At 57.0% G+C, this 22,486-nt stretch carries 20 protein-coding genes; 7 read left to right on the plus strand and 13 right to left on the minus strand.

What is annotated here, in order from left to right; translation table 11 throughout:
* Positions 1–292: 292 nt before the first annotated feature.
* The 10 genes from hrpA to ectA all read right to left on the minus strand — a co-directional run bounded on the left by hrpA (position 293) and on the right by ectA (position 13,567).
* The gene (gene hrpA, locus G364_RS0104425) at positions 293–4,168 is read right to left on the minus strand and encodes an ATP-dependent RNA helicase HrpA (protein WP_019933948.1); all 3,876 of its coding nucleotides are present in this window, start codon (positions 4,166–4,168) and stop codon (positions 293–295) included.
* 681 nt (positions 4,169–4,849) lie between these two features.
* Positions 4,850–5,323: an outer membrane lipoprotein gene (locus G364_RS0104430; RefSeq protein ID WP_019933949.1), complete on the minus strand. Its 474-nt coding sequence runs from the start codon at positions 5,321–5,323 to the stop codon at positions 4,850–4,852.
* A gap of 73 nt (positions 5,324–5,396) precedes the next feature.
* The gene (locus tag G364_RS0104435) at positions 5,397–6,536 is read right to left on the minus strand and encodes an MFS transporter (RefSeq protein WP_019933950.1); all 1,140 of its coding nucleotides are present in this window, start codon (positions 6,534–6,536) and stop codon (positions 5,397–5,399) included.
* A gap of 93 nt (positions 6,537–6,629) precedes the next feature.
* Positions 6,630–7,358 carry a hypothetical protein gene (locus tag G364_RS0104440; protein WP_019933951.1) on the minus strand — a complete coding sequence of 243 codons (729 nt, stop codon included), beginning with the start codon at positions 7,356–7,358 and terminating at the stop codon, positions 6,630–6,632.
* Positions 7,359–7,389: 31 nt separating this feature from the next.
* The gene (locus tag G364_RS0104445) at positions 7,390–9,012 is read right to left on the minus strand and encodes a DUF2813 domain-containing protein (protein ID WP_019933952.1); all 1,623 of its coding nucleotides are present in this window, start codon (positions 9,010–9,012) and stop codon (positions 7,390–7,392) included.
* 27 nt (positions 9,013–9,039) lie between these two features.
* Positions 9,040–9,321 (minus strand): peptidylprolyl isomerase PpiC, encoded by a 282-nt coding sequence (gene ppiC / locus G364_RS0104450; RefSeq protein WP_019933953.1) that lies wholly within the window; start codon positions 9,319–9,321, stop codon positions 9,040–9,042.
* Positions 9,322–9,429: 108 nt separating this feature from the next.
* Complete coding sequence (locus tag G364_RS0104455) at positions 9,430–10,866, minus strand: aspartate kinase (RefSeq protein WP_245541379.1); 1,437 nt, start codon at positions 10,864–10,866, stop codon at positions 9,430–9,432.
* A gap of 377 nt (positions 10,867–11,243) precedes the next feature.
* Positions 11,244–11,651, minus strand: a complete 408-nt coding sequence (locus tag G364_RS0104460; protein WP_019933955.1) for an ectoine synthase — start codon at positions 11,649–11,651, stop codon at positions 11,244–11,246.
* 76 nt (positions 11,652–11,727) lie between these two features.
* Entirely contained in the window at positions 11,728–12,999 is a 1,272-nt protein-coding gene (ectB, locus tag G364_RS0104465; protein WP_019933956.1) for a diaminobutyrate--2-oxoglutarate transaminase, read from the minus strand.
* 61 nt (positions 13,000–13,060) lie between these two features.
* Entirely contained in the window at positions 13,061–13,567 is a 507-nt protein-coding gene (ectA, locus tag G364_RS0104470) for a diaminobutyrate acetyltransferase (RefSeq protein WP_019933957.1), read from the minus strand.
* Positions 13,568–14,155: 588 nt separating this feature from the next.
* Here ectA and G364_RS0104475 point away from each other — a divergent pair.
* From G364_RS0104475 to G364_RS0104505, 7 genes are all read left to right on the plus strand, one after another.
* A complete protein-coding gene (locus G364_RS0104475; protein ID WP_019933958.1) occupies positions 14,156–15,022 on the plus strand; it encodes a tetratricopeptide repeat protein in 867 nt (288 codons plus the stop codon).
* Positions 15,023–15,122: 100 nt separating this feature from the next.
* Positions 15,123–15,458 (plus strand): MaoP family protein, encoded by a 336-nt coding sequence (locus G364_RS0104480; RefSeq protein ID WP_019933959.1) that lies wholly within the window; start codon positions 15,123–15,125, stop codon positions 15,456–15,458.
* Positions 15,459–15,555: 97 nt separating this feature from the next.
* The gene (gene sbcB / locus G364_RS0104485) at positions 15,556–16,971 is read left to right on the plus strand and encodes an exodeoxyribonuclease I (protein WP_026344690.1); all 1,416 of its coding nucleotides are present in this window, start codon (positions 15,556–15,558) and stop codon (positions 16,969–16,971) included.
* Between the two features lie 9 nt (positions 16,972–16,980).
* Complete coding sequence (locus tag G364_RS0104490) at positions 16,981–17,319, plus strand: CidA/LrgA family protein (protein WP_019933961.1); 339 nt, start codon at positions 16,981–16,983, stop codon at positions 17,317–17,319.
* Complete coding sequence (locus G364_RS0104495; protein ID WP_019933962.1) at positions 17,316–18,005, plus strand: LrgB family protein; 690 nt, start codon at positions 17,316–17,318, stop codon at positions 18,003–18,005. The genes G364_RS0104490 and G364_RS0104495 overlap by 4 nt, the downstream gene beginning before the upstream one ends.
* A gap of 15 nt (positions 18,006–18,020) precedes the next feature.
* Positions 18,021–18,839, plus strand: a complete 819-nt coding sequence (gene cdd, locus G364_RS16355) for a cytidine deaminase (RefSeq protein WP_019933963.1) — start codon at positions 18,021–18,023, stop codon at positions 18,837–18,839.
* Positions 18,840–18,918: 79 nt separating this feature from the next.
* Positions 18,919–19,155: a hypothetical protein gene (locus tag G364_RS0104505; protein WP_019933964.1), complete on the plus strand. Its 237-nt coding sequence runs from the start codon at positions 18,919–18,921 to the stop codon at positions 19,153–19,155.
* A 16-nt stretch (positions 19,156–19,171) separates the two neighbouring features.
* Here the strand turns inward: G364_RS0104505 and recR are convergent, their stop codons facing one another.
* The 3 genes from recR to dnaX form a co-directional block, all read right to left on the minus strand.
* Complete coding sequence (recR, locus tag G364_RS0104510) at positions 19,172–19,777, minus strand: recombination mediator RecR (RefSeq protein ID WP_019933965.1); 606 nt, start codon at positions 19,775–19,777, stop codon at positions 19,172–19,174.
* A 128-nt stretch (positions 19,778–19,905) separates the two neighbouring features.
* Entirely contained in the window at positions 19,906–20,235 is a 330-nt protein-coding gene (locus G364_RS0104515; protein WP_019933966.1) for a YbaB/EbfC family nucleoid-associated protein, read from the minus strand.
* A gap of 38 nt (positions 20,236–20,273) precedes the next feature.
* Positions 20,274–22,484, minus strand: a complete 2,211-nt coding sequence (dnaX, locus tag G364_RS0104520) for a DNA polymerase III subunit gamma/tau (protein ID WP_019933967.1) — start codon at positions 22,482–22,484, stop codon at positions 20,274–20,276.
* Positions 22,485–22,486: the final 2 nt, after the last annotated feature.

Below are 22,486 nucleotides of genomic sequence, written 5' to 3' on the forward strand. Positions count from 1 at the left end.
CTGCGACCGGCCTTTGCCTTGATAAAAGCGCGCGGATGGTAACACGCAGCCCCTGTCGGGGCAAGCCGGAAGCCGGAAGCCGGAAGCCGGAAGCCGGAAGCCGGAAGCCAAAAGCGTCACTCCGGCACAGGCCAGAGTCCAGAGTCCAGAGTCCAGAGTCCAGAGTCCAGAGTCCAGAGTCCAGAGTCCAGAGTCCAGAGTCCAGAACATATTGCATATCAGCCAACGGACAGCACAAGCGTCCCTAACGAGAGCAGGACTTCCAGCTTCTAGCTTCGAGCTTAAGAAAGCTTTAAAGCGTTTCTATCTGCTGCAATATGCGTTTGTCCGAGACCGGATAGGCGGTGCCCAGGGTCTGGGCAAAGTACGACACCCGCAGCTCTTCTATCATCCAGCGTACTTCCTTCACCTCAGGGGCCAGGGGTTTTCCTTTGGGCTGCTTTTTCAGCAGGGCCTGATAGGCAGACTGCACATTCTGAATTTTCAGCAGGTGGGCGCGGTCCCGGTGCGGATCAATGCCCAGCTTGTCGAGCCGGCGGCTTAAAGCCTCAAGGTAGCGGCAGACGTATTTCAGCCGTCCGGCACCGGTATCAGTCACAAAGCCGCGATAAATCAGGCCGTCGAGCTGGGCCTGAATGTCCGACATGGCCATGGCCATGGACAAGTCAATCTTGCTCTTGAGTCGTTTTTTAATACCTTGCGCCCGGCTCAGCACCTCTTCCACCTGCAGGGCAATGGCCGCTACCGTCGGGTTGAGCTCGCCGGCGACCTTGTCTTTTAACGACTCAAAGTCTTGCGGAGTCCAGGCCGGCGCACCGTGCTCACGCATCAGCACATGAATGCCGGCGCGAATGCAGTCGTCCACCAGATCCAGCACCTTGCCGTAAGGGTTGAAATACAGCCCCAGCTTGGCCTTGTTGGGCAGTTTGTCCTGCAGATATTTGATGGGCGACGGCAGTTGCAGCAGCAGCAGCTTGCACTGGCCGTCCCACATGGTCTGGGCCTGGCTGGTTTCATCTTCGCACAATTGCAGCGCCACGCTGTCGCCCTGATCGGCCAGTGCCGGATAAGCTTTTACCTCAAACCCGGCCCGTTTGGCGGCAAAGGTATGCGGAATGGCGTTGGCGGGAAATTCCCGCAGCCCTTCCTGCTCAAAGCGATCGTCGTCCACCGCCTGGGTCAGCGCTGTCTGCACCTGGCCCTGCAAACTGAGCTTGATGCTTTCCAGATCCCGGCCGGTGGCCAGCTCCTTACCATCGGCGTCCATTACCGCAAAGCGCATGATGAGATGCGCCGGCAATGCGCTCCAGTCCCAGTCTTCGTGAGGCACGGTCACGCCGGTCATGCGCCGCAGGTGTTTTTCCATCTGATCCAGCAGCGGGCCCTCAAAGGGGGTCATGGCCGCCAGCAGCGCCTCGGCAAAGTTGGGTGCCGGCACAAAGTGCTTGCGCATGGGCTTGGGCAAGGATTTGATCAGCCCAACCAACAGCTCCCGGCGCAGCCCCGGCACCTGCCACACAAAGGGCTCGGGCGCCACCTGATTCAGCAGCGGCAGCGGAATGCGCACGGTCACGCCGTCTTCTTCCCGGCCCGGCTCAAACTGATAGTCCAGGGGCAGATTCAGGCCGTCATGCTGCCAGGCATCCGGGTAGTCCCGCGTGGTCACGGCCCCGGCGCGCTCGTTCAGCAGCATCTCTTCTGTAAAGTGCAGCAGCTCGGGCTCAGCCTTGCGTGCCCCTTTCCACCACTTGTCGAAATGACGAATGGAGACGATGTCGGCGGGCAGGCGCTCGTCGTAAAAGCGAAACAGGGTGTCGTCGTCAATCACCAGATCCCGGCGGCGGGACTTGTGCTCCAGCGCTTCGGCCTGATCCAGCAGCGCTCTGTTATGATGAAAAAACTCGTGGCGAGTGTGCAGCTCCCCTTCCACCAGCGCCTGGCGAATAAACAGCTCCCGGCACAGTTTGGGATCCACGGCCGAATAGTTCACCCGACGGCGCACCACCACCGGCAGACCAAACAGGCTCTTGCTCACATAGCCCATCACAGCGCCCTGCTTTTTCGACCAGTGCGGCTCGCTATAGCTGGATTTCAGCAAATGAGCCCCTGCCTCTTCCAGCCATTGTTGATCTATGCGGGCAGCGATTCGGCCATATAAACGATGGGTTTCGGTGAGTTCGGCCACCATCAGCCAGCGGGGCGGCTTTTTGGCCAATGATGAACCCGGCACCAGCACAAAGCGGGCGTTGCGTGCGCCCAAAATGTCTTTTTTGTCACCATCGCGCAGTCCCACCTGGCTGAGCATGCCGGTCAGCAGGGCCCGGTGCAGGCTGTCAAAGCTGGCGGGCGTGCTGTTCAGGGCAAAGCCCAGCTCCCGCACCACCAGCCGCAGCTGGCTGTAAATGTCCTGCCATTCCCGCACCCGCAGGTAGTTGAGAAATTCACTCATGCACTGCTTGCGGAACTGGTTGCCGCTCAGCAATTTTTGCTGCTCTTTCAGGTAGTGCCACAGATTGATATAAGCCACAAAGTCCGAGTCTTTGTCGGCAAAGCGACGGTGCATTTCGGCAGCGGCCTGCTGTTTCTCCAGTGGTCGTTCACGGGGATCCTGAATGCTCAGCGCCGCAGTGATCACCATCACCTCGGTCACACAGCCGTGCTCACGCGCTGCCAGCACCATGCGGCCCAGGCGCGGGTCTACCGGCAGCCGGGACAGGTCCCGACCCAGCGGGGTAAGCATGAGCTGATTTTTCTCGTTTTGTACCGCCCCCAGCTCTTCCAGCAAGCGTATGCCGTCGGAGATATTTTTGTTTTCCGGCGCTTCTACAAAGGGAAAGGCGGAAATGTCGCCCAGCCCCAGGGAGAGCATCTGCAAAATGACCGAGGCCAGGTTGGTACGCAGAATCTCGGGGTCGGTAAATTCCGGCCGGTTTAAAAAGTCTTCTTCGCTGTACAGGCGAATACAAATGCCTGCCTCGACCCGGCCACAGCGGCCCATGCGCTGGTTGGCGCTGGCCTGGGACACCGGCTCAATGGGCAGGCGCTGCACCTTGGTGCGGTAGGAGTAACGGCTGATGCGCGCCGTGCCGGGATCGATCACGTAGCGAATGCCGGGCACGGTGAGCGAGGTTTCCGCCACGTTGGTGGCCAGCACAATGCGCCGGCCGGAATGGGATTCAAAAATGCGGTTCTGCTCGGCGTTCGACAGCCTTGAGAACAGCGGCACTATCTCGGTATGGCGCAGCTCCAGCTTGCGCAGGGCGTCGGCGGTGTCGCGAATTTCCCGTTCACCGTTCATAAAGATCAGAATGTCGCCGGGGCCTTCATTGCTGAGCTCGGTGACCGCATCAAAGATGCCCTGCAGCTGATCCCGCTCCCGGCTGTCGTCCACCAGCGGCCGGTAGCGCAGTTCCACCGGATAGGTGCGGCCCGACACCGAGATAATGGGGGCATCGTTAAAGTGCCTGGAGAAACGCTCGGGATCGATGGTGGCAGAAGTAATGATAATTTTGAGATCGGGCCGTTTGGGCAGCAACTGGCGCAGGTAGCCGAGAATAAAGTCGATGTTGAGGCTGCGCTCGTGGGCTTCATCAATGATGATGGTGTCGTACTGGCGCAAAAACCGGTCCTGCTGGATCTCCGCCAGCAGAATGCCGTCTGTCATCAGCTTGACCTGCGTTTCCTGGCTTGCCTGATCACTGAAGCGCACCTTGAAACCGACACGCTCCCCCAGCTCACAGCCCAGCTCCTGGGCCAGGCGGGTGGCCACGCTGCGGGCCGCCAGCCGACGGGGCTGAGTGTGGCCAATGGTGCCGTCGATGCCAAGGCCCAGCTCCAGACACATTTTGGGGATCTGGGTGGTTTTGCCCGAGCCGGTTTCACCGGCAATGATCACCACCTGATGGTCCTGAATGGCTTGTTTGATGGTATCGCGCTTGTCGCTGACCGGCAGCTGGGGCGGATAGGCAATCGGGCTTTGCAGCAATGCCTGCCGCCGGCTGCGCTCGGCCATGGAAGTGGCCATCTCCAGCGCTATTTTTTCCAGTACCTTTTGCTGCCGGGACTCAGCCAGCCTTGCCACCCCCTGTAACCGGCGGCGAAACCGTCCGCGCTCAGCGCCTCTGCACTCTTTCAGCCTTGCCTGCAACTGTTCAACCGACTGTGCCAAACCAAAACCCCTGTTTGTTTATAAACACATTTAGTGCCAAAAAATCTGGCGCGCAGTTTAGCAGAAACCAGCGTTTGAATGCAGGTGCCGCAGCCGGCCCGCAGCCACCATTCCAATGCTGAATTTACGGAGTTACTGCCTGTATTTTGAACCACCCTTATAGGCGGAAGCATTTTTTCCTTAAAAAAGCACATAAACGGACAGTGTTTTTTCCGTCACACCGGGAATAACGAGATACTCACCCCCATCATGACCACCACCAAGAAAAACACCTAAGACATTGAAATTAAAAACAAAAATGTAAAGAAATATAAAGCAGACATTAAAAAATCTGATTGTTACGTCAGATTTGACTCATCATTACTGTCAAAAACAGACGTTACTCGTAATTTACTACCCCAACAGCAAATAAAACACACTTTAACGGTTGAAAAGCAAACATCATGCCAGTATAGTGTGTTCACAGCCCACTGTTGAGGAAGGTAAACAATGAAAGAGTTAGTTATAACCGTCATTTTTACAGTCTGTGCAACCATGCTTGCCATTTCTGCACCTTCCTTGGCACAATTCTAACGAGCCCGGGAAGACAGGACTGTACTGCACGAAGAAATAACACTATTTCCTGTAAAACAAAAAAGGCACCTTTCGGTGCCTTTTTTGTTTGTTTATCAATAACCTGAGCTAGTAAGGAGCCACACTCATATTACTGCCGGAGCCAATCATGCGAACTCGCTGGCCCGGTTGCCAGCTTCTGTCCGCTTTTTGTACCACCACCAGACTTTCACCGCTGTCGGTGCGAATTTCAAGCTCCACGGCATTCACCTGATTGATTTTTTCTTCCGCCTTTGAGCCCACCATGGCACCGGCAATGGCACCGGCTGCGGTGGCCAGTGAGCGGCCCGTACCACCGCCAATGGCACTACCGGCAATACCACCCAGTACACCACCGCCCACTGTGCCCACCACATTGGGGTTTTGATCACCGGCCTGAATTTTTACCGGTCGCACCGATACCAAAGTACCATAGGTCACGCTCTGGGCCCGGCCGGCCGTGCTGCTGCCATACACATCACCGGAATAAACATCACTATTGGCACAACCACCCAACCCCAGTGCAGCCAGAATAACAACTGCTGATAAATGCTTGATTTTCATAACGTGCTCCTGTTGTAAAAAGCCGAAATATCCACCAAACAATATACCCTAAGCATTCGCACGTCACCCCAAACTAGACTGCATCGCCCACGGGTTTACTGAATAACAGGCGTGCCAGCAGCAGCCAGAGCCCCCAGCCCGATACCAGCAATACCAAAAACAGGAATAACCCCGCCTGAAACTTCTCCAGCATAAAGCCGGCAATCACGGGGCCGGTCAGGGAGCCGATGCTGTAAGCAAACATCAGTTTTTGGGTCATGCGCACCAAAGCGCGGCCATTCATGTTGCCGCAGGCATAAGACATGGTGGTGGGATAAAGGGTAAAGGCTCCCGCCCCAATCAGCACAAAAGCCGGGATCAACATATGAGTACCGTCAAATTCCCACAGCAGCAAACAACCACTGCCCACCATCAGGGTCTGCACTCCCATCATGGTTTTTTTACCCACTTTGTCTGCCAGACTGCCGTTGGGCAACTGAAACGCCATGCCACATAAAATCAGCCAGGCCATATACAGGCCAACCTCGTCGCCCAGCGCCAGCTGCTCCAGCTGAATGGGCATGAGTGCCGACAGCGCGCCCAGCAGCATGCCTGCCACCAGACAACCGGCCAGCCCCTGGGCTCTGTCCAGCCGGGGCGGCTTGCTGGGGGCGATGCCATCTGCTGTTATCTCGTCTTCCAGATTGGGTGAGCGGGCAAAACGCAGCGGCACCAGTGCCAGCGCACACAGGCCGGCCGCCAGCCAGAAGGCCGACGGGCTGTAAACCGTAAAGCCATCAATAAACAGCTGGCTGATGCCATAACTGAAGTAATACACCAGCATATAACGCGCCATGGCACTGGAACGACGGTTCAGCGGTGCCACCCCCAGCACCCAGCTTTCTACCGCCACAAAACTGATGGCGGCCGCCATGCCCGCCAGCATCCGCAGCACCAGCCATACCGGTAACAAACTGGTCCAGGTCAGCGCCACTGCTGCCAGTGCCAGGGTGGCACAGCACATCACCAGCGCACGCACATGCCCCAGCCGCTGTATGAATTTATCAGCAAAAAAACTGGCCCCCAGCATGCCCAGATAAAAAGCAGCACCTACCAGACCAATTTGTGCCGCCGGCGCACCCTGGCCATTCAGATAAACCGCCACCAGGGTCACCAGAAAGGCATTACCCAGTGTCAGCAGGATCAGATGTGTATAAAGTGGAACAAGGTGCATGAACGCCTCCGGATTTCGAGGCGCGCATTCTAGAAAGGGCCAAATCACAAGTACAACGAGAAAAATTTGTGATTTGGCGAGAAAATTTGATGTTTAACTAATGTTACCGGCCATATGCCAGATCATGCCCTGCCCGAGGGTGAGCGCACCCAATATTAACAGAGCGGCAACGGCAATCACCGGTGGCTTGGTTTGCTCTTTGCGCAACAGCGGCAAAAACCAGACCAGGGCTCCCGCCAGCACGGCACCACTTAGCTGTACAAAAGGCAGGGTCATGGCTGCCAGTGCCGGCTCACTGAGACCGGCCGCACGAATGGCCAGCGCCAGCAACCAGATCACCCCAAAGGCAGTGCCGGCCAGGGGCAACAGCACATTAAAGGCCTGCAGACGGTGTTTGGCGCGCACCATAATCAGATGAGCAAACACACAACCGCCGGCACCCGCGGTCAGCAAGGCCCAGCCTGCGCCCATGCGCCACCCCACCAGAGCGCCATAGATCAGTGCCAGCACCAGCGCCGGATAATGCCAGCTGACATCCAGGCTGCGTTTGCCCTGCATACGCGCCTGATACAGCACAGTACCAAGCCCCGCTACCAGCGTCGCGCCACCCAGCCAGAGCATAACCGGCGGTACACCGGCTTCCACCCCCAGCATCAGCGCCAGCCCAAACACCGCCCATACCGACATGGCTCCGTCACTGATACGACGCCGCTGCCCCGGGCAGAGATCGCCGTTTTTAAGTACCCATACCAAGAGGCCGAGAGCGGCCACTGCCGTGAGTGCCAGAGGCGCAAACAAGCGCGCCGGCAGTAATTCTGTCATTACTTTTCTCCGTTAATGCGTTGTGCCTATTTTAGCGTTGCCGGCGGGCCAGTACGACCATACGGGCAAACATACGGCGCAATTCAATGGGCACCCGCTCCGGGCCATGAGGCTCAATGGCCTCTACCAGCGCCAGTGCCATGCCCGGCTTGCTGCGCCGGCTCAGCGCTCGCTCAATAATACGTGAGGGAGGCGTATGTTTGTCGTGAATATTGGCTTCCTGACGAAACACCTGCTCAAGACCGTTAAAATACATATAGTGTTCAATATCGTTACGAGGCAATACAGTAAGGTGGTCGGTTTCCCGCTCACCCCGCAGCATGCCGCGCACCCCCTGTGCATATTTCTGACCGGCTTCATCGCCATCGGTCAGCAAGTGCCAGCCAATGCCGAAATCCCGGGCTACCTTGATCAGCGGACTGTGCCCACACTGGGCAAACTCGATGATACGAATGCCCTCGGCAGGCAGCACATACCCACAAATTCGCGCCAGCTCCGACAGCAGCCAGATTTCTGTTTCCCCTTCCACCAGCAGCCAGTAGCGGGCAAATAACGACATGGGTCTGTTAATACGCACATGAAAGGCAATGCGGCGCATGTCTTCCGCACTGTAGCGTTCGTTGCCGATGGACATACAGCGGGTCTCGCCGTTCATGCGCACCAGACGGCGCAGATGATTAAGCGGAAAGGCCGACAACAAATCACCCGAGTTGGTGGTGACCAGCTTCTGGCCGGGAAAGCGCTCCAGAATACCCCAGGTGGCTGCCAGCATGGTGGGGTGCAGCCGGCTTTCGGGATCTTCAATCAGCAGCAAAGGCCGGGCTCCGGTTTCAATGGGACGGCCGCCCCGGGCCTGCAAAATAGTGCGGGCTACCGCCGCCAGTGCCAACGACAGGCCGCTGTCTTCTCCTAAAGGCTGCCAGTCGTTGAATTTACCAAGCTGGGTAAGCGTCACCGGGTGAATGGCAATGTCTTTTGCCCGCCGCGGTGCCCGGCTGGTGGCCCCCTGAGGCGTAAAATAATGCTCGAACAGCTGGCGCACCGCATCCAGACCGGCTTCAATTTCCTTGCGGCTAAGCTCGTCTTCTTCAGCCAGCTGGTCACTGAGCCGGCTCAGCAGCTGCTGATAATCGCCATTAAGATTCACAATGGGCAGATCCTGCGGCGCGCCCCGCGAGTCCCGCAGCCGGAATACCGGATTCATTTCTATCAGCCGGCATACCAGCGCCGACGCATGACCAAGCTCAATCACGGTGCCGGCACTGTTCAGAAACTCATGACGGCAGTGTATACCCTGCTTATCACGCCAGGCCCGGGCGCGATAATAGATGCGGTGAAAGCTGTCTTTGTGAGGCACCCATACCTGCTCAAGCCGGGCCAGCCGGTTGGAATGCTGGCTGACCCCGGGTCTGTGCTCACGATAGGTCAGGGTAATGGAAAGCTCCTGAGCCGGGTCACCGGCCTCGGTGCGGTAGAAATCTTCTTCGGCAAACTCATAGCAGCAGGCACCCCGGCCCATCAGCCGCCACAGGGCACGAAACAGACTGGTTTTACCCCAGGCATTTTCTCCCATCAGCACTGTGCTTTGATCCAGCGGCAACGACAGCTGATTAATACCGAGAAAATTGCGGATGTGAACGTGCTCAAGATACATGGACGCTATCCGGGTTGGTGAGTGACATCAGCTGCGATAAAGCACCTTGATCAGATGATAGCCAAAGCGGGTTTTAACCGGCCCCTGCACCTTAAGTTCGGGTCCGGTAAACACCGCTTTGTCAAAAGGACCGGCCATATCACCTTTTTTAAACTCGCCCAGATCACCGCCTTTTTTACCGGACGGACAAATGGAATGTTTTTTGGCCAGCTGATGAAAGTCGGCCCCTTTATCAAGCCGGGCTTTGAGCTGGTTACACTCGGCTTCGGTTTTCACCAGAATATGAAGGGCACAGGCACGTTTTGCCATCAAAGGTTCTCATTGAAATAAAGCAATAACGTCAGTGTGCCAAAATGCGGGGGCGGACGGAAGCAGATAGAGCTCCCTCCCCTTTCAAAGGGGAGGGCTGAGGTGGGATTAGGCTACCGCTAGGGCGACGGTATCGGCGTGGGTCTGTACCAGTTCATCGTGCAGGGCCACCACGGCCTGCTCATAATACTCGTCATCCACAATAAACTGCATTTCCACCGCCCGCAGCGACTGATGCACGGCACGCACCGGCACATCGGCCTTGTTGAGCGCGCCCACAGAGCGGGCCAGCAAACCGGGAATGCTCATATCACTGCCCACGGCCGACACCAGCGAGACTTTATGGGTGGTCACATCGGCGTTTTCAAACCGGCGCTGCAGCGACTCTACCAGGCGACGCACCTGCTTGCGGTTGCCCGCCACATAATAAGTGAGGGTGTTGGCATTCATGTCTTTTGCCACCAGGTTCAGGTGCATCTTGTCCAGCTCGTCGGTAAAGCCCTCAGCGTAGTGAGACACCCGGCCCACCATGTCCTGATCAAACAGCTCAACCGCAAACAGGTTGCGCCGGCCCGCCACCATTTCCACACAGGGTGCCGGACTGCGGTAGTCGGTGGTGATCAGGGTCCCTTCGTGATCCGGTTCAAAGGTGTTACGCACTCTGAGCGGAATACCCTGCTGGCGCAGCCCCTTGGCTGCCTGAGGGTGAATGGCTTCCATGCCGAGATTAGACAGCTGATCGGTCACATCATAATTGGTGCGGCCAATGGGGATTACCTCGTCTTCGCCGGCCAGACGAGGATCGGCACTGCTCAGGTGGTATTCCTTGTGAATAATGGCTTCACGGGCTCCGCTGAGTACCGCCAGCCGGCTGAAGGTCATTTCACTGTAGCCACGATCAAAGCTGCTCATCAGGCCTTCTTTACAATGAGCGTAACCGGTGACCACCGGCAGCTGAGCAGACAGGTCTACCCGGGCCAGCGCCTGATTCAGCACTTCATCCAGCGGCAACGCCTCGTCGGTGCGCCAGCCGGTCAGGTCCATCAGAATGGCGTTAACGCCGCTCTGGCGCAGGTACAGCACCATGTTATGAGCACTGTGGGCTTCGCCCATGGCTGCCAGCAGCTCCCGAATGGTCTGCAACTGCTCGGCCAGCTGAAACTGACCAAAGGCGCACACTTTGCGTAAATGGTTCAGGCAGTCGCGAATGCCGGCCATGCGCTCACGGAGAAAGGCATCGGCCAGCGCCCGCTCGGGGGTGGCACCAAACATTTGTTCGTTAATTTGCGCCATGCGCACACTGACATTGTCCAGCGCCTGCTCCCAGGCCTGATCGTCTTCGGCATCGGCAAAGCTGGCATACACACCGGGGGCACCGGTGCGTTTACATTCCAGCAGGCCGTCGGTAATGCCGCCAAAGGCCGATACCACCAGCATGCGCTGGTAATAGCTGTGCTCATCTCGGTTATGCAGCACTATATTGTCGCGGACCGCCTGATATTGGCTCATGGAGGTACCGCCGATTTTTTCTACTGTATGTGACACTCTGTAATTCTCCCGTTCCCTGATATTGAACATTCTGTTCTTGAGCGCACATTTTCAGTGGGCCTGGATTTGACCAACCCTGCCCAGTGAAAAGGTGCGAAATACAGCGCATTTACAAAGCACCGCCGGGGTTGCGCTCCGCCGACACGCTTCGGTCAATGGCATTCAGCATTAAAGCCCGCTGCGAACATACTTAATGTTCGGTCGAGCTTCACTGCTTCATCACGGCGAGTAAGCTCGCCCCATGGACGCTCGGCAAATGCATCTGACCGCCATGGATGGCGGGAATGCCGAAAATGCAGGAGCAACTTTTCGGCCCTGACATTTGACGGTCGGCTACGGCAATCCCCGCCGTTGCTTTATGCAGCTAATTTAACTCAGCCTTCCGCTTCTTCCGTTTCCAGCGGATACACGCCGTCGGCGTCGTGCACTTCCTTGCCGGTGAGCGGCGGGTTGAACACGCAGGCCAGCTTCATGTCTTCACTGCCGCCGCGCAGCAGGTGCTCGTCGTGCTGATCAAGAATGTACAGGGTGCCCGGCTCGATGTTGTAGATGTTACCGGTGGCCAGGTCTTCAATTTCGCCGTTACCGCTCATGCAATACACAGACTCCAGGTGGTTCTGGTAGTGAATGTGGGTTTCGGTGTTGGCAAAGATGGTGGTGATATGAAATGAGAAACCCATTTTGTCGTCTTTGAGCAGCATGCGGGTGCTTTCCCAAGTGCCGGTCTCGGACTGCACACGGCGTTCGGAATTCTCACAGTCGGCAAGGGTACGTACTATCATGGTATTTCCTTTGGTTGTTCGGTATTGGACGCCACGGCCTCAGCCATGGCGTTGATTGCAGGTGTACTCCCGCAGCTTAAGAGGCCTTTTTCAGGCGCTTGGCAGCTACGTCCACAATGGCCTGCTCCAGCCAGTCCAGCCCCTGGGTCAGCTCTTCTTCGGTGATGATCAGCGGGCACAGGCATTTGACCACTTCATCATCGGGGCCGGCGGTTTCAATCACCAGGCCCAGCTCAAAGGCGCGGCTGGTGATTTCATCGGCAATATCACCGTTCACACAGGCAATGCCCTGCATCAGACCACGGCCCTTCACCTTGTCGAACAGCTCAGGATATTTATCGGCCAGTTTCTGCAGACGAGCGGTAACCAGCTCACCCTTGGCACGCACACCGGCGGCAAATTCATCGTCCTGCCAGAAGGTTTCCAGCGCTTTGCGGGCAGTAATAAAGGCATGATTGTTACCCCGGAAGGTGCCGTTATGCTCACCTGGCTCCCACTGATCCAGCTCGGGACGCAGCAGCACCAGTGCAAAGGGCAGGCCCATGCCGCTCAGCGATTTGGACAGAGTAATAATGTCGGGCTTGATGCCGGCTGGCTCAAAGCTGAAGAAGGTACCGGTACGGCCGCAGCCGGCCTGAATATCATCGGCAATCATCAGAATGTCGTGGGCTCGGCAGATTTTCTCCAGACGCTGCAGCCATTCAACGGAGGCTGCGTTCAGGCCCCCCTCGCCCTGTACCACTTCAAACAGCACGGCGGCAGGCTTGTCCAGGCCACTGGAGTTATCGTTCAGCATGGTTTCAAACAGCACCAGGCTGTCTTCACCAGTGCCGGCATAACCGTCGTAGGGCAAACGAGTCACGTTGGCCAGCACGGTACCGGCACCACCGCGATGATGCTGGTTGCCGGTGGCGGCCAGCGCACCCAGGCTCACACCGTGAAAACCATTGGTAAAGGCCACGATGTTTTCCCGGCTGGTCACCTTGCGGGCCAGCTTCATGGCCGCTTCCACGGCGTTGGTGCCGGTGGGGCCGGTGAACTGGGCCACATGATCAAGGTCACGGGGCTTGAGAATTATGTTCTGCAGGGCGCTCAGGAATTTGGCCTTGGCATCGGTATGCATATCCAGACCATGGGCAATGCCGTCATGCTGAATGTACTCGATCAGCGCCTCTTTCAGGGCCGGGTGGTTATGGCCATAGTTGAGGGTGCCGGCACCAGCCAGAAAGTCCAGATAACGCTTGCCGCTGCGATCGTGCAGCCAGACGCCTTTGGCCTGGTCAAACACCACCGGAAACGAACGGGCATAGGTTTGTACACTGGATTCCATTACATCAAAAATACTCATCACAACTCCTTAAAGTGCGATTTAAATCATTAAAAGCGAAAAATTCGAAGAAAAGTCAGGCTCAGGCCAGGGGAATGCGATAAAGGATCTCGCTCTTGCTCTCACCGCCAAAGTGGCGTTCCTGATCAAACAGCACATGGCGCACACCCTGATTGGCACCGCGTTCGCGGGCCACGCTCTCGAACAAGCCCCAGGAAGCGGCATTGTCGGGCGTAATGGTGGTTTCAATGCGGCGTACCCCCTTGCAGGCGTCGGCGTCGAGCAGATTTTCAAGCAGGCGACGGGCCAGGCCCTCTCCGCGGGCGCGTTTATCTATGGCTACCTGCCAGACGAACAGGGTGTCCGGTTCAGAAGGCTTGCGGTAGCCAGAGATAAACCCCAGCAGGGTGCCGTCATCCTCGTCTTCTGCCAGCATGCAGGTGTCGGCAAAATGCGAACACTGCAGCAGGTTGCAGTAAGTCGAGTTGGTATCCAGGGGCTTGCATCGGTCAATCAGGCGATTGACTTCACGACCGTCCGTGGCATTGGGGTGTCGCAGCACAAGTTGTAAGTCAACGGTTGTATCCATAATGATTGGCTTCAATCCCTTTTGGTTAGTGGGCTAATCAAAAAATTCCTTATTAACCTAACAAACCATCAAGCAATTGCAAGGCGAACTGTATGAATTTAATTTGAATCGCATACATTTTTAGCGGCAACAACAGTCCATGAAACAAACCTTTGCCAACCGGTAAAAACGGCCTTATCCCCCGCCCTTAAAGGCCTGAACGGCACTTATTAAAACCATGAAACAAGTCCCTTTACGGACTTTACAAAAAAGTATAGAAATCACCAAAACACCGGCATGAGCGCCTATCATGAGGAACTTGCCACACTAAAAATTCATCTTCGCCCTCTAAAACAGACACGATTTCCCTGATCACCTTCCCATAAGATGCACCGATCACCAACCCAGCCCCATCAACGCCCGAAGCGCCACTTTTACTCACAGGTCAAATTAAACAGCAGCTAAATTAGCCAAGCAGAAAACTCATTAGATCCCTAAGTGATACTCGCCAGGTGCTGTCAGACCGATAATTTGAAAGCAAACCTTCATAACGTTAATCTTTAGCCTTGCTTCACATGCCATTCACACCGCCGGAATCATGAGTTACCCATGCTGAGATCATTGCTTGCCTTGCTGTTCGTCTGTTTCTCCTTGTCATCCTTTGCCGCCGACACGCCTGCGGAGGGTGAGGCCACCGAAGAAGTGCGTACCCGGCTTACCCCTTTTATGGAGCGCTATATGCTGGATGAGCTGAAAGCACTGCGTACCGAAATGGCCCAGTTCAAGGTCAACGTCAAAGAAGAAGTGGTACAAAAGGAGCTGAGCGTGGCAGATAAAGCCATGAGCTACGCCAACATCACAGTGACCTATTTCTTTTACCTGCTGGCAGGTGCCGCCTCTGTGCTGGCCATTGTCGGCTGGCAGTCTTTGCGTGAACTGAAAAAATCAGCCCGGGATTATGTAGAAACCCAGATGAAACAGATCACTGACACGTATGAACGCAAACTTCGGCAGATTGAACGCGAACTGCAGCGAAAAACCAAAGTTATTGCAGAGAATTATCGGGAAATTGAACGCTTCCAGGAGGTGCACGGTCTCTGGTTGCGGGCCAGCCAGGAGCAAAGCCCCCAGGCCAAGATGGACATTTACGATCAGATACTGCACATCAAGCCCGGAGATCTCGACGCTCTCACCCATAAGGCTGATGCCGCACTGATGATGGACGAACGTCAGTGGGCACTGAGTCTGTGTAACCGTGTGATGCAGGTGGATCCGCAAAATGCTCATGCTCTCTATCAGCGTGCCTGTGCCCATGCCGGCATGGGGCATGAAGAGCAAGCCCTCAGCGATCTTGAACTGGCTGTGGAAAACAATCTGCACCTGCGTCATGTGGCAGCGGAAGACGAAGAATTTGAGCCACTGCGACAGCATCCGCGCTTTATCGAACTGACCAGCGACGCGACCGAAAACACATAAAACAAAATTGCACGAAACGTGAAAAAAATTGATTTTGCGTACTGGGCCTGAGTGCCATACTTTCCGCGATCATCAATGCCACGTTAGAGTGAGAGTGACCATGAGCTTTGAGTCAGCCAAGCCTTTTCAGGACTTTACCCACTTCCCCCGGGGGCTTCGCCGCTGCGGTGAATTTACCGTGACTGAAGCCCAGCTGCTGGAACAATGCGGCCATGCCATGCTGAGCCTTTATACCGGCCAGCGTGCGCCCATGACCGACGATGAGCAGCGCTTTGTAGAGCAGGTGCAGCAACAGGCAACCCCCGAGCTGCGCCACGCCAGAGTATGGATGAAATACCTTAAGGTGATCGGTCCGCGCCGGGTGCACCGCCTGTGCTCGCCCATGAGCACCGGCAACGACGATGACTATGAGCCGGCAGAAGACAGCGCCGACTGATGCTCTTCCCTCCCCTTGCCAAGGGGAGGCGTAACCCCTTGGGTTCCTGCTCAGAGTCACGCATAATGGCAGCAAATACAGCTACGTGCATATCACCATGAGCGAGCAGGTAAAGCCCACTTTCTACTTTTACGACTTTGAGACCGCCGGCATCAGCCCGGCCAAAGACAGACCGGTGCAGTTTGCCGGCATTCGTACCGATGCCGACTTTAACGAAATTGGTGAGCCGCAAATGTTTTATTGCCGGCTGCCTGCCGACTATCTGCCCTCACCCGAAGCCACCCTGATCACCGGTATTACACCGCAAAAAGCCCAGCAGGACGGTCTGTGTGAGGCCGACTTTATTGCCCGCATTCATGAGCAGTTCAGCCAGCCGCAGACCTGCGTACTGGGTTACAACAATATTCGCTTTGACGACGAAGTAACCCGTTACACTCTGTATCGCAACTTTTATGATCCCTACGCCTGGAGCTGGCAGCAGGGTAACTCCCGCTGGGATCTGCTGGATGTGGTACGCGCCTTTTATGCTCTGCGCCCCGATGGTATTCACTGGCCGGAAGACCAGGACGGCAAACCCAGCTTTAAACTGGAGCGCCTGACACAGGCCAACGGCATAGAGCATGGTCAGGCCCACGATGCGCTGGCAGACGTGCGTGCCACCATAGCGCTGGCCAGATTACTTAAACGAGCCCAGCCAAGGCTGTTCGATTACCTGTATGAGCTGCGCAACAAGCACAAGGTCAAGGCGCTGATTGACATTATCAGCAGCAAGCCGCTGGTGCATGTGTCGGGTATGTTTTCTGCCTGGCAGGGCTGTGCTACCTGGATTGCGCCACTGGCCTGGCATGCCAATAATGCCAATGCGGTCATTTGTGTGGATCTGGCCAGGGATCTGTCGCCGCTGGTTGACCTGAGCCCTGATGAATTGCGCCAGCGTCTGTATACACCCAACAGCGAGCTGGGTGAGCTGCCACCGGTGCCGCTCAAGCTGGTGCATATCAACAAGTGTCCGGTGCTGGCCAAAGCGGCAGCACTGACCGAGCAACGCGCCGATGAGCTGGGCATAGACAGAACCCAGTGCCGAAAAAGCCTGGATTTACTACGACAGCACCCGGAAATAAGGGAAAAAGCCGAAGCCGTGTTTGCTGAAGGCAAGGAGTTTGAGCCGACGGACGACGTTGACACAGCCCTGTATCAGGGCTTTTTCAGTGATGCCGACAAGGCCGCCATGGCCATGGTGCGCAACGCCGCCCCTGACATGCTGAGCGAACTGCCGCTGTCGTTCAGTGACGAGCGTTTGCCCGAGCTGCTGTTTCGTTACCGGGCGCGCAACTATCCTCACACCCTGAACGAGCAGGAATGGCAGCGCTGGCGGCTGCACTGTCAGGACAAACTTTCGGCCCATGCCGAGGCCTATATGCACCGTCTGGAGCAGCTGGTGCTGGAGCATCAGGAAGATGAACACCAACTGGGTCTGCTGCAGGCAGTGGCCCGCTATGTGCAATCCCTTTAAGATTTTACCATGACGCTTATTCGTGACTTTGCAGTCATCTTTGTTTGCCTGTTGATGGGCAAAGCCATTGCAACCGTGCTGCCGTTTGCCTTTCCGGCCAGCATTATTGGCCTGCTGCTGCTGTTTGCGTTACTCAGCAGCAACCTGGTGCGCCTTGAATGGGTGCAGGCTGGCGGCCAGCTTATTTTGCGGCATATGGCGCTGTTGTTTATTCCGGTGGCAGCGGGTCTGCTCAGCTACGCCGATGTATTAAGCAAAGGCCTTGGCTTTATTCTGCTGGCAGCAGTGACCGGCCTGGTGATTATTCTGCTGGCGGTGGGCTGGCTCTATCAGAGGCTGGCATCATGATGTTCTGGCTGGCCATTCCCGTTACCGTGCTGTGTTATCTGCTCACCCGCAAGCTGGCACGTCGTTTTAATAACCTGCTGATCAACCCCATCATGATACCGGCGCTGTTGATTATTGCGCTGCTGCTGGCCACCGACACCAGTCCGGCTGAATATGACGCCGGCACCAGACCGCTGGCGCTCTTGCTGGAGCTGGCAGTGGTGGCGTTTGCTCTGCCCTTATATCAGCAGGCAGCCAAAATTCGTAGCCGGCTGATGCCGATTTTGCTGTGCTGCAGCCTGTCGGTAGTGATTTCTGTGGGCACCACCTTACTGATTGGCGGTATTATTCATCAAAGTCCTGAACTGCTGGCCTCGGTACTTACCAAGTCCATAACCACGCCCCTGGCCATGAGCGTGAGTGAGTCCATGGGTGGCATTCCGGCCATTGCGGCAGGACTGGTAATTATTGTGGGCATGATGGGGGCCATTATCGGCTTTCCGCTGCTGCGGCTGGCAGGCGTTAACCATCCGGAAGCACAGGGGCTGGCCATGGGGGCCAGTGCTCATGCCATAGGCACCGGTGCCGCCGCCGAAGTGGGCAATACTCAAGGGGCTTTTGCGTCCCTCGCCATGGTAGTGTGCGGTATTGTCACCGCCTTGCTGGCCCCGCCGCTGTTTCATCTCTACCTTTGGTTCACAGGCTGACACCAGGAGGCGCAAATGGTACAGACCGCATTGCAGCAAATGAGCATTGCTCAGCCCCGGCTGACGCCGGAGCAAGTAAAAGCCCTTGAGCATGCCACCGGCCTTGCAGGCGCAAGACTTGCACTGGCACTGCTGCCACAGGCTCAGCAACTGAGCCTGGCACCAGTATCGAATTTTGCGGTGGGTGCGATCGCCATGGCGGATTCGGGATACTGGTATTTGGGTGCCAATCTGGAGTTTGCCGGTCTTGCACTGCATTATTCCGTGCATGCGGAGCAGTCGGCCATTGGTCATGCGGCGCTGCATAATGAACAACACATTCAGGCTGTAGTGGTCAGCGCCAGCCCCTGCGGCCATTGCCGGCAGTTTATGCAGGAGCTGAATCAGCCAGTCACCATTACTCTGCCCGAGGCCGAACACGCATTAAGCGAGCTTCTGCCTTATGCCTTTGGCCCGGCTGATCTGGGTATTGACGGCGGCATGCTCAGCCCAGAGCCGGGCACGCTGCACCACGCCAGTGACGACACACTCTTAAAGGCTGCCCTGCAGCAGGCCAACCTGAGCTATGCCCCCTATAGCCACAACCGTGCCGGCGTAGCCCTGCAACTGGCGGACGGACGCATTATCACCGGTCGCTATCTGGAAAATGCCGCCTTTAATCCGGGACTTGGCCCCATGCAGCTGGCACTGAGCCAGTTACAACTGCAGGGCGGCCGGCCCGAACACATTACTCGCGCCGTATTGGTGGAAAGCGCCGCTGGCATCAGTCAGTACCCGGGCGCGGCTCAGCTGCTGGCCGCCAGCAGTGCCGTTACCCTGGAACACGTTTCATAGACCAATGGCTAATGGCCGGCGCCAGTATGGCCGGCCATACTCAGGCAACAACTCATTAACATCGGAGTGTAAAGGAATCATGCTCTGGCTGAAACTGGCTGAGCCGGCATTGCTGCTGGCAGGATTATTACTGGTATTGATTGGCACCTGGCGCTATGGCCGGCGCAAGAAAGACTGGCTGGCATTGCCGCGTATTGTATTTAACCGCGCCAAGGATCTGACGCTGCAGGAATATCGCTGGCTGCGCTATGGCGGCATGCTGCTGTTTGCCGGCGTGTTGGTGCGCATTGCCAGCCTGACGTTTTATCCGATATAACACCCCCACCCGGCCTTCAGTCACTAAACGCCTTACGGCCCATAAAGGAGTGGCTGAGGGTGTTGCCGTCCACCAGCTCCAGCTCGCCGCCGATGGGCACACCGTGAGCAATGCGACTGACCGACACCCCGCGGCTGCGGGCAATATCGGCAATAAAATAGGCGGTGGCTTCCCCTTCCACCGTGGGGTTGGTAGCAAGAATAAGCTCGCTGAACGGCTCGGTGTCCAGCCAGGTTTCCAGTATATTCAGGCCCAGCTCTTCCGGGCCTACTCCGTCGAGCGGCGATAAATGGCCCATCAGCACAAAATAACGCCCCTGATATTGACCGGTCTGCTCTATGGCCACCACGTCTGCCGGACTTTCTACCACGCATAACTGACCACTCACCGCCCGCTTGGGGCTGGCGCAGATGGCGCAGACGGCTTCTTCGGTAAAAGTGCGGCACTGACGGCAATGGCCGATATTATCCAGTGCCTGCTCCAGCACATGGGACAGCTTGCGGCCGCCGGCACGCTGACGCTCCAGCAGGGCAAAGGCCATGCGCTGTGCCGATTTGGGCCCCACACCGGGCAACACCTGCAGGCTTTTGATTAATTCATCCAGTAACGGGCTGAAACGCATGGAAGACTCTTGAAAGATATTTGGAAGGGGAAAGGAAAGCTAGAAGCTAGAAGCTAGAAGCTGAAAAAATAAAACAGCGTGTTGAGACATCAATGCTTTTCTTCCAGCTTCCGGCTTCAAACTTTGTTTTAGAACGGCATTTTAAAACCCGGGGGCAGCTGCATGCCGCCGGTGAGCTCGCCCATACGCGCTTTGTTCTGCTCTTCCACCCGGCGCACGGCGTCGTTTACCGCAGCTGCCAGCAGATCTTCCACCAGCTCCTTGTCGTCTTCCAGCAGGCTGTCGTCCAGCTCTACCCGGCGCACAGAGTGACTGCCGGTCATGGTGACTTTTACCAGGCCGGCACCGGCCTCACCCACCACTTCCATCTGGGCCAGCTCTTCCTGCAGCTTCTGCATTTTATCCTGCATCTGCTGCGCCTGTTTCATGATATTGCCAAGTCCGCCTTTACCAAACATAGGTTGTTACTCTTTATTGATGGTGAATACAGTCACGCTTACTGCGCCATGGGCTCAATGCTGTCTGCATCCAGCTCGGCGGCAAAGCGCGAGATAAGGAATTGTACCGCATCATCGGCTTCAATTTCATCTCTGGCGCGCGCCCGGGCCGCCTGATATAACTGCAGCTCCACATCAGACGGCGTTTGTCCTTCTCCTCCCAGACTCACGCGAACGCTGATGCTGCGATCAAGATGCTGACTGACCAGCGCTTCAAGCTCGGCGCGGGTTTTATCATTAAGCAGATGCTTATGTTCAGGTCTTAACCATAACTGCCACTGATCATCCTGCTGCTCCAGCGTGCTGTGCATGGCCAGCTGGCGTAGCAGGCCGCCCAAAGGCAGTTCAGACACCAGTCTGGCCCAGGGATCGGTTGCCTGAGAAAGCAGCTCGGAGGGCTTCAGTGGCTCAGCTGCTTCTTTCCAGCTGGCCCTGGGTACAGGTGGAGCCACCGCCTCGGGCTGAGCCGGAGCCGACGGTCTGGCGGCTGCGGGTACAGGTCTGGCCGCTGTTGCAGGCACCGGCCCTGAGACAGGCTCATGCTCATCGCTCCAGGGCGGTGCGTCGTTATCGTCCCAGCTTATGTCGTGATAGGCATCCAGCGGCGGCAGCTCATTCCGGGGCTCGGGTACCGCTTTTGCAGTCTGAGCCAGCACCGGCTTTTCTGTTGTTACCGGCGCTGGCCGCTCGGGTTTGGCCACCACTCGCGGGGCCGACTTTTGCTCCGCTGCCGCTTCGCTGCGTTCCTGGCTCAGCAGCCGGTTACGGGTTTGCAGCAGACGACGAATGCGCGCTGCCTGCTCGGCAGCTTCATCCACCAGCGGCTCGGGCTCTACTGCAGGCAGCGGTGCCGACGCTGGTATTGGAGCAGACTCAGGTTTGACCGGATCTGGCTGTGCTTGCGCAACCGGCTGGCGCTCTTGTGGTGCAGCAGGCTGTTCCACCACTGTCTCAGACTGAGTGTCGGGCTGAATGGCAACTGGGCTGGTCACCTGTCCCATTTGCTCGGCCTGTTGCCAGATTTGTGCCTGCTCCTGTTCCAGCCGGCGGCTGATGGCCTCATCTTCGCTTGCCGGCAAGGCCGCCGGCTCAGGCTTTTTTAGCGGGGCCGGCTCCGCCTGAATGCCGGCGGCATCCTTGGGCACAAAGGCAAGAGTGCGCAGCAGTGTCATTTCCAGCGCCGAACGGCCATCCGGCGCAAAGGGCAAGTCTTTGCGGCCCTGCAGGCAAATCTGATAATAGAGCTGTATTTGATCCGGACTTACCAGCGGGGCCAGCCGGTTCAGCTCATCAGCATAAGGCACCCCTTGCGCCGGCACCACCTGGGCCAGTGCCAGCTGATGCCAGAAAGCAATCAGCTCCTTGTGCACATGGTCATAATCCGGCCCCAGAGTGGCCAGCTCGGCTACTCTGGCCAGCAAAGCGGCACCGTCGCCGGCTAATAATGCCTCCACCAGCGCCAGCAGCTGCTCCCGGTTCAGGTTGCCGAGCATGCGCTCCACTTCTGCCAGCTGCAGCCGGCCGTTACTAAAGGCCAGAGCCTGATCGGTCAGGCTTAATGCATCCCGCAGGCTGCCGTCGGCGGCGCGCGCCAGCGCGGCGGTGGCTTCTGGCTCAAAGTTCAGTTGCTCCTGCTGCAGAATATGCTGCAGCTGGCCGTCTATCTGACCGGGCTCCAGACTTTTAAGATGAAACTGCAAACAGCGGGACAAAATGGTAATGGGCAGCTTTTGCGGATCCGTGGTGGCCAGCAAAAACTTCACATGAGGCGGTGGCTCTTCCAGGGTTTTCAGCAGGGCATTAAAGCTGTGCCGGGAGAGCATGTGCACCTCGTCAATCAGGTACACCTTGAACCGGCCCCGGGCAGGCTGATATTGCACATTGTCGAGCAGCTCGCGGGTGTCTTCCACCTTGGTGCGGCTGGCGGCGTCTATCTCAAGCAGGTCAACAAAGCGCCCTTCTTCTATCTCCCGGCAACTGTCACAGCGGCCACAAGGATCAGCAGACACGCCGGTTTCACAGTTAAGCGCCTTGGCCAGCAGGCGGGCAATGGAGGTTTTGCCCACGCCACGGGTGCCGCTGAACAGATAGGCATGATGCAACCGCCCCTGCTCCAGGGCATTGATCAGCGCTGTCAGCACATGCTGTTGTCCCACCACGTCGCCAAACCGGCGTGGCCGCCATTTGCGGGCCAGTACCTGATAGCTCATGG

The organism is Oceanimonas smirnovii ATCC BAA-899, assembly GCF_000381965.1.
Lineage (GTDB): Bacteria > Pseudomonadota > Gammaproteobacteria > Enterobacterales > Aeromonadaceae > Oceanimonas > Oceanimonas smirnovii.